This window comes from Bacillales bacterium, from assembly GCA_035700025.1.
GTDB lineage: Bacteria > Bacillota > Bacilli > Bacillales > DASSOY01 > DASSOY01.
On sequence record DASSOY010000035.1, the window covers coordinates 48,912 to 56,691 of the forward strand.

A 7,780-nucleotide genomic window follows, 5' to 3' on the forward strand; every position below is an offset into this window, starting at 1 on the left:
GTCAATCCCCCTCTACCCGCAATTTGCTTTTCACTTCATACACGACGTCCGATTCATGAAGTGCTTGGCAAATCGCATCTTGTGCCGTCTTCGTTGTTTTATGGGTGACGATTGCTATTTCCGCCGCCTCCCGGCCCCTCAACGGATTTTGAAAGATTTTCTCCATGCTGATTCCCGCACCCGCGAAAAGCGAAGTGATCTTCGAGAACACGCCAGGTTCATCTTTTACATAAAGCCGAAAATACGTTTTCAGCTCGATTTCATCGTCGTTTTTGATGTTTTTCTCATGATAAGACGGAGTGAACGAATTCCCGCACACGCCAAGCCTCATGTTCTTCGAGACGGCAATCACATCGGCAACCACCGCCGTCGCCGTCGGAAGCTGTCCCGCACCCGGCCCGTAAAACATCGTTTCCCCAACCGCTTCGCCATACACGTATACCGCGTTATATTCATCGTTTACAGACGACAACGGATGTTTCACGGGGAGCAACGTCGGTTGAACGCTTACTTCGACGCGGCCGTTTTCTCGTTTCGCGATGCCGAGCAGTTTGATAACATAGCCGAGTTTTTTGCTGTACTCCATATCCTCATTCGAAATGGCGGAAATGCCTTCGACTTCGACGTCTTCGAGATCGACGTTCATCGAAAAGCCGAGCGTCGACAAAATCGCCATTTTCCGCGCCGCGTCCAGTCCGTTCACGTCCGCAGACGGATCGGCTTCAGCAAACCCTTTTTCCTGCGCTTCCTTCAACACTTCGTCATACGGCAGCCGGCATTTGTACATTTTCGTCAACACATAATTCGTCGTACCGTTGACAATCCCAATCATCTTCGTGATGTTGTCGGACGACAACCCTTCCACAAGGGAACGAATGATCGGAATTCCGCCCGCGACGCTCGCCTCGAAAAACAAATCGCAACGATTTTCCCGTGCCTTAGCGGCCAATTCGACACCGTGCAAGGCCATTAAATCTTTGTTAGCCGTTACGACGTGCTTCCCGTTCTCCAACGCCCGCAAAATGTAATGACGGGCTTTCTCAACGCCCCCGATCACTTCCACGACAATGTCGATGTCGGGATGACCGATCACTTCATCGGCGTCCGTCGTCAATTTTTCTTCTTCAATCGCGAACAAACGCGACTTTCTCACCTCTTGCACGAGCACTTTTTCTACTTTCAACGGGCAGCCGACTTTATGCTCGATTTCCCTTTGATTGTCCGCCAACATTTTCGCCACTCCGCTACCGACCGTACCGAAACCGAGAAGACCAATCGATATCGTCTCTTTCACTCTCTCCACTCCTTGTCTCTGTCTGTTGATGAACCGAGAATGCCAACCTAAAGCGAATTCCGGCTTTCGCCCGTTTGTTTATCTAAGGCGTACTTTTGTTTATATATAGGAGACATTATAACGAGCAACGGAGGAAAGCACAAGGGGTAAACGTAAATTTAATGAAAATAAAAATTGATCACTGCTCTTGCAAAGATGAACTGTGGGCTCCCCATGCAACAGCCACGGCGCAACATTGTAACAATTGCATAAAAAACGAAGAGAATCGGTCGAACGACAGCCAACGGCAAACAAAAAAAAGCGTGCGGAGATCCTTTCGGTTGACTCCACACGCTGCGGAAGATGAATGTCATTTTCCGTGTTCATGACTGACTGTCCGCCCGTTTCGCAGAACCAGCCCCTTCCGTTCTCGGATACAATTTATTCGCCAACAACGTTTGGCCGATTAAAAACAATCCGCTCACTGACCAATACAACGGCAGCGCCGCCGGATAATTGAGCGAAATCATCAAGATAAACGCCGGGGAAAGAAAACCGACAAAACGCATCATCTTCTTTTGCTCTTCAGGCAGATTCGCCATCGAAACGAACGATTGAACGAGGTAAACGCCGCAAGCGATGACAGCCATCACAATGTCGGCATCCCCGAGACTGAACCATAAGAAGTTATGAGAGGCGATCTGCGGGGATGTGCGAATCGCGTAATAAAATCCCATCAGAAACGGAAGTTGGATGAGCATCGGCAAGCACCCCATATTAAGCGGGTTGACACCGTGTTCCCGGTACAGATGCATCATTTCTTGTTGCAACTTCTTTTGCTCGGCCGGCTCTTTCGTTTCTTTCAGCTTTTTTTGAATGCGTTGCATTTCCGGCTTCAAAGCATCCATTTTCCCTTTCATTTCCCGCTGATTTTTGTTCATGCGAAGGAAAAACGGCGCTAAAATTAAGCGGATCGCAAGGGTGATTAAAATGATCGCAACCCCATAGTTGTTGCCGAACAACGACGCTGTGAAATGAATCAATTCCGTAAATGGCTGCACGAAATAATCGTGCCAAAAGCCGCCTGACTGTTGTGAAGATGATGCTTGTTGGCAGCCGGTCAACACCGCAACGACAGCGAGCGCTAAGGCAAGCAATCCTTTTTTCAATGAAAACTCCTCCTCGTATTGTAGTTAACAAATAACGAGGCGGAAATGGTCATCTTTGTCGTCTTGAGGACATTCTTTGCGCCGAATGTGCGTACTCATCCGAATGGTCAACAATCCGGCAATCCATTCCGGGTCAGAGTTGAAGGAAGACCCGTTCTCGCGGCCAGCGTCCGATTGACAGCGAATCCATATCGGCAAATGACATTGTTTATTCAAAAAGACCCAAACCGTAATGCCCGACAAATTCGCAAGGACGAAGACCGTCATCATGCAAAGGAACGGGTCGTTCGATAAATTAAAAAGCATTTCAAGCATTGTACAAACGCCTCCAAGCTGGGTTCATTATAACGTATTGGGAGCGCAAAAGACAGCAAAGACCGATCCGCCAAAATCGGTCGTTGATAAAAAAAAAGCAATCCCTGCAAATTGCTCATGAAGTTTCATGAAATTTCGTGCTTTCTTCCTAATTCCGGTGCGAATGTTGCAATCGGTTGAACAATAGGATAAAATTATTGAAGATTTCGAACGAAGGGAGCGATGTAGGATGACTGCATTTGAAACTGTCGGAACAACCACACCGTCCATTGTCGCTAAGGCCCTTCGGGAACGGATTCGGTAAAAACAATCACCGATTTCTCACCGTGGGCTTGTCACGAGAAAAGCTCACGGTCGATCCATATGGATTTATCCAAGGAGACCGTGCATGTTTGGCACGGTCTCCTTTTTTCCGTGAGTGATGAAATAAATTACGGGAGGCATCCATTTGGATTTACGTCAATTAGGTTGGAATGAATCGTTTCAAAAAGCTTTCAACGAATTAAAGGACGATACGCTGCTTCCGGCTCGCGTCACCCTTGAGCACAAGGAGAGCTACCGGATCCATACGGGCAGCGAAGAATTTTCAGCGGTCATCACCGGAAACATGCGGTTTCGCGCCGAAGGGCGTGAGGATTTCCCGGCCGTCGGGGACTGGGTGGCTGCCCAGCCGTTGCCCGGAGAACGAAAAGCGCTCATTCGCGCGGTGTTGCCCCGCAAAAGCAAATTTTCGCGGCAAGCGGCAGGCAATGAAACCGTCGAACAGATCATTGCTGCAAATATCGATACGGTCTTTTTAGTGAACGCGCTAAATAGCGATTTCAACGCGCGGAGAATAGAACGTTACTTAACAATCGCTTGGGAAAGTGGAGCAAACCCGGTCATCGTGCTGAGCAAATCAGACTTGTGCTCGGATGTTGAGGATAAATTGGCTGAGGTGGAGTCGATTGCGTTTGGTGTTCCCATTCACGTCGTCAGTGCTGAACAACAACTGGGTCTTGAAGCGTTGCAAATGTATTTTAAAAATCACGAGACCGCCGCGCTGCTCGGCTCATCTGGCGTCGGAAAATCGACGTTGGTGAACGAACTATACGGCATGCAAGTCCAGCAAGTAAAAGAAACCCGGGCCGGCGACGACCGGGGCAGGCATACAACGACGCACCGTGAATTGATCGTCATGCCTGCAGGCGGCATGATCATTGATACGCCGGGCATGCGGGAATTGCAGCTTTGGGAAACGGAAGACAGCTTGAGTCACAGCTTCCATGATATCGAAGCATTGGCTGAGCAATGCAAGTTTCGCGATTGCCGCCATCAAAGCGAACCCGGCTGTGCCGTAAAACAAGCGATCGAACAAGGTGAAATGCAACAAAGCCGGTTCGACAATTACGTGAAGCTGCAAAGGGAGCTCGCTTACCTTGAGCGCAAAAACAACAAGCGTGCACAAAGTTTATTCAAACAGAAACTGAAAAAATAAGAAAAGACCGATTGACGCCGTGTCAATCGGTCTTTCGTTTACGGTTGCACCGGCGTGAGCGGGGCTTTGCCCCTCACCACCTGCCTGACGTTGCGGAATGCCAACTCGATCATCGCCGTCCGCGTCTCCACCGTGGCGCTGCCGATATGCGGCAGCGCTGTCACATTCGGAAATGCAAGCAACGGATGCCGGCTGCTGATCGGTTCTTGCTCGAATACGTCAAGCCCGGCGCCAGCGATCTCTCCTGTTCGCAACGCGTCCGCCAGCGCTTGTTCATCAACAACCGCTCCGCGGGAAGGATTAATGAAAAACGCAGTCTTTTTCATTTTTCGAAACGCTTCTGCCGCAAACAAATGCTTCGTCTCCTCGGTCAGCGGTGTAAGGCAGACGACGAAGTCGGCCGAGCGCAGAAGCTCGTCAAACGGTGCATAACGAACGCCGAGCTTGCGCTCCGCCTCCGGGCGACGGCTTCGGTTGTAATACAAGACGTCCATGTCAAAGCCTGCCGCACGCTTGGCGACCGCTTCGCCGATTCGGCCCATGCCGACGATGCCGAGCGTTTTGTGATGTACGTCTCGTCCAGCCATTTGGTACGGGCTCCACGTCGTCCACGCATCTTTTCTGATCGATTCGTTCGCTTCGATCAACCGCCGCGCGGTCGCCATTAACAGCGCAAACGTTAAATCGGCCGTCGTATCCGTCAGCACCTCCGGCGTATTCGTAACGACGACGCCGCGACTCGCCGCAGCTTCGACATCGATATTGTCGTAGCCTACCGCGACATTGGCGACAATTTTTAAACGATCGGCTTTACGGAATACTTCTCCGTCGATCCGGTCGGTCAGCATCGTGATCAACGCGTCCGCCTTCGCCGCCTTCGCTAACAGTACCTCGCGCGGAACGACGCTCTCTTCCTCCGGCCACATCTCAACCTCTCCGATGCCGTTCAACAGTCGAAGTGCATCGTCAGGAACTTTTCGTGTTACAAAAATATACGGTTTCGATGACATCGTTCCATCTCCTTTCAAAGCCGGTAACCGTTCGTATAAAAGTGTTTTTCCGGACATATTCTACTTACACGTGCAAAGCGCTCTCACGCCGCTCATAACCAATCACAAGAAGCCCGAAGGAGGAGAACCATGCCGATCCCGAAAAAGAAGCTGCAGCAATCCGCGCGTAACGGCTTGTTCGCTCGCGGGGTCACCATTGACGATATTGCGGAACTCGTTTATTTTCTTCAAGACGAATACATAGCGAATTTGACCCTTGACATGTGCCGGGAAAGCGTCGAGAAAGTGCTCGCGAAGCGTGAAGTGCAAAACGCGATCATTACCGGAATTGAACTCGATCGACTTACAGAGCAAAAACAAATTGCCGAACCGCTGCTTGGGATCCTCGAAAACGACGAAGGTCTTTACGGCGTCGACGAAATCATTGCCCTATCCATCGTCAACGTATACGGTTCCATCGGCATGACGAATTACGGTTATGTTGATAAAGAAAAACCAGGCATTTTGAAGAAATTGAACAACCACACCAGCGGCAAATGTCACACGTTCCTCGACGATATCGTCGGAGCCATTGCGGCAGCGGCTTCGAGCCGGCTGGCTCACGCCCAGGAAGAACAATAACCTAACCGATCATGGAGAAGGCATCCATTGCTCAAGCGAATCCGCCGTATACGTCGGCATTTTCTCGTAACGGGCAAGGGCTTTTTTCGTCGTCACGCCCGTATGCACCAGCAGCGTATCGAGACCCGCGCGCATTCCTGCCAAAATGTCCGTATCATAGTTGTCGCCGACCATCAATGTCCGTGTCCTGTCGGTTCCCATCACTTCCAGCGCGTGTTCAATGATAGCCGGTTCCGGTTTGCCGACGTAGGTCGCTTTCCTCCCGCTTGCCGTTTCGAGCAGGACGGTCAACGATCCATTGCCCGGCACAAGTCCGCGCTCGGACGGAAAGGCGACATCCGGATTCGTCGAGTAAAAATCCGCTCCGCGTTGCAACTCAAGACAGGCTCCGGCAAGTTTGTCGTACGTGATCTCCCGGTCAATGCCGACAACAACCACATCGGCTTTTTCGTTCACTAAACGAAACTTGTGTTCCCGCAACGCTTCTTTTACGCCTGCTTCACCGATCACGTATACCGACTCGTGACGCTTTTCTTCCGCCAACGTGCGAGCGGTCGCCATCGCCGACGTCATCACTTGCCGCGGTTCCGTCGGCAAGCCGAGCCGGTTCAGTTTCTCGGCCGCTTGCTCCGGCAACAGCGATGAATTGTTCGTCACGTACATGTAAGGAATGCCGCCGTTTCGCAATCCTTCCACGAACGCTGCTGCTTCCTCGATCCTTTCGTTGCCGCGATAAATGGTGCCGTCCAAATCGAGCAAATACCCGTCGTATCGTTTCATGAGCCTTCCTTCACTCCCCGGTTCCTTGTTCACGAGGCAAAAACGCAGAAACCGGTCCGAGTTCTTCCGTCAAATAGCGACGAACTTGTTCCGGGAATCGTCCCAAAGCTTCGCGGCTTTGTTGAATCGTCTCCGCGAGCCGCCGATGCGGAACCGACGCATACGTCCGTACGACAGCGTTTCTTTCGGCGACGAAAGCTTTCAACTGTTCCGCATCTTGAGCGGACACCACTCGCTCGTCGGCCAATATGTCGAGGATATCGGCATAGCTTCCCGGATCACGCATAATAAAACCGTCAATCATCTGGTTTCCGACATCAATGACCGCCTCAATCAACACGTGGCCCAATCTCTCCAACGCCAGTCGTCCCGTGTGACCGCTCCAGTTTTTTTCGCTTTCAAACGTCTTAAGGCATTTTTCCATATATAATAAAATTTGTTCAATCTTCTCTCGATCGACGAAATACATAACGTCCACCTCCACAACCCATATTAGCACATTCGGTCTTCAGTATCGCCGATGCTCAACCGAACCGTTTCTTTTCTTCTGCGGCGCGTTTATACTAAATACAAGAACGCTTGGAGAGAAGGGGGTATCCCGTAATGAGCGAAGAAAGATTTTTCTTTTACGATGAATCGGAACAAACGCAAACCCGTTACGTCGGTTTCATGGGGGAAACAACACGGTTTGACATCGGAATCTTGAAAACCGACCATTATTACGGTAAACAAATCGTATTCAACATTCAAAACGGCCGGTTTGCCATTATTGGCGAAGACGACCTGAATGAACCCGGGTACATCGAACGCGCCTTCGCGATTAGTGAAGCGGAAGCCGAAGAGCTGAAAAGCTTTTTGTGGGAGCTCATATAAACGGAGGTCTCCGGGAAAAACTAAAAACGGCGGATGCGGCCAAACTTTCCGGAGGTGATCGCTTATGCCTAGTCCTCACGACGAAACCGCCTACAGCGACTTTTCCAATGCCGAAAAGCAACGTAATTTCCTCATCCCCGAGGAATTTCCTGAAGGCTGCTACGGCATGTCGTTTCATTTCATGGACACCGTCACTCATAAAGAAACCCCGCGAAAACCGGGCCAACGGGATCAGTCCGCCTTCAACTATGAATTCAAGAAT

The 7,780-nt window shown here is 50.7% G+C and carries 10 protein-coding genes; 4 read left to right on the top strand and 6 right to left on the bottom strand.

Annotated features, from left to right (window positions below):
* Window position 1 precedes the first annotated feature (1 nt).
* The 3 genes from VFK44_06275 to VFK44_06285 form a co-directional block, all read right to left on the bottom strand.
* Window positions 2-1,294, bottom strand: a complete 1,293-nt coding sequence (locus tag VFK44_06275; GenBank protein HET7627980.1) for a homoserine dehydrogenase — start codon at window positions 1,292-1,294, stop codon at window positions 2-4.
* 362 nt (window positions 1,295-1,656) lie between these two features.
* Window positions 1,657-2,442 (bottom strand): membrane protein insertase YidC, encoded by a 786-nt coding sequence (gene yidC / locus VFK44_06280; GenBank protein ID HET7627981.1) that lies wholly within the window; start codon window positions 2,440-2,442, stop codon window positions 1,657-1,659.
* Between the two features lie 24 nt (window positions 2,443-2,466).
* Complete coding sequence (locus VFK44_06285; protein ID HET7627982.1) at window positions 2,467-2,757, bottom strand: hypothetical protein; 291 nt, start codon at window positions 2,755-2,757, stop codon at window positions 2,467-2,469.
* Between the two features lie 448 nt (window positions 2,758-3,205).
* Between VFK44_06285 and rsgA the strand changes: the two genes are divergently transcribed.
* A complete protein-coding gene (gene rsgA / locus VFK44_06290) occupies window positions 3,206-4,234 on the top strand; it encodes a ribosome small subunit-dependent GTPase A (protein ID HET7627983.1) in 1,029 nt (342 codons plus the stop codon).
* A 38-nt stretch (window positions 4,235-4,272) separates the two neighbouring features.
* Here the strand turns inward: rsgA and VFK44_06295 are convergent, their stop codons facing one another.
* Window positions 4,273-5,244 (bottom strand): D-glycerate dehydrogenase, encoded by a 972-nt coding sequence (locus VFK44_06295; protein HET7627984.1) that lies wholly within the window; start codon window positions 5,242-5,244, stop codon window positions 4,273-4,275.
* Window positions 5,245-5,373: 129 nt separating this feature from the next.
* Here VFK44_06295 and VFK44_06300 point away from each other — a divergent pair, with 129 nt between their 5' ends.
* Entirely contained in the window at window positions 5,374-5,865 is a 492-nt protein-coding gene (locus VFK44_06300) for a phosphatidylglycerophosphatase A (GenBank protein ID HET7627985.1), read from the top strand.
* 9 nt (window positions 5,866-5,874) lie between these two features.
* On the opposite strand, the gene VFK44_06305 is transcribed toward VFK44_06300, so the two are convergent.
* Window positions 5,875-6,645: a TIGR01457 family HAD-type hydrolase gene (locus VFK44_06305; GenBank protein ID HET7627986.1), complete on the bottom strand. Its 771-nt coding sequence runs from the start codon at window positions 6,643-6,645 to the stop codon at window positions 5,875-5,877.
* Between the two features lie 10 nt (window positions 6,646-6,655).
* Window positions 6,656-7,114: a DUF86 domain-containing protein gene (locus VFK44_06310; GenBank protein ID HET7627987.1), complete on the bottom strand. Its 459-nt coding sequence runs from the start codon at window positions 7,112-7,114 to the stop codon at window positions 6,656-6,658.
* Between the two features lie 134 nt (window positions 7,115-7,248).
* Between VFK44_06310 and VFK44_06315 the strand changes: the two genes are divergently transcribed.
* Together VFK44_06315 and VFK44_06320 are read left to right on the top strand one after the other, a co-directional pair.
* Window positions 7,249-7,518, top strand: a complete 270-nt coding sequence (locus VFK44_06315; GenBank protein HET7627988.1) for a DUF3055 domain-containing protein — start codon at window positions 7,249-7,251, stop codon at window positions 7,516-7,518.
* 64 nt (window positions 7,519-7,582) lie between these two features.
* On the top strand, window positions 7,583-7,780 hold a 198-nt coding region (locus VFK44_06320), incomplete at its 3' end, for a cytosolic protein (GenBank protein ID HET7627989.1).

Coding starts and splice junctions, on each gene's coding strand:
- VFK44_06285 (HET7627982.1), bottom strand. CDS start 2,757: ATGCTTGAAATGCTTTTTAATTTATCGAACGACCCGTTCCTTTGCATG.
- VFK44_06295 (HET7627984.1), bottom strand. CDS start 5,244: ATGTCATCGAAACCGTATATTTTTGTAACACGAAAAGTTCCTGACGAT.
- VFK44_06300 (HET7627985.1), top strand. CDS start 5,374: ATGCCGATCCCGAAAAAGAAGCTGCAGCAATCCGCGCGTAACGGCTTG.
- VFK44_06305 (HET7627986.1), bottom strand. CDS start 6,645: ATGAAACGATACGACGGGTATTTGCTCGATTTGGACGGCACCATTTAT.
- VFK44_06310 (HET7627987.1), bottom strand. CDS start 7,114: ATGTATTTCGTCGATCGAGAGAAGATTGAACAAATTTTATTATATATG.
- VFK44_06315 (HET7627988.1), top strand. CDS start 7,249: ATGAGCGAAGAAAGATTTTTCTTTTACGATGAATCGGAACAAACGCAA.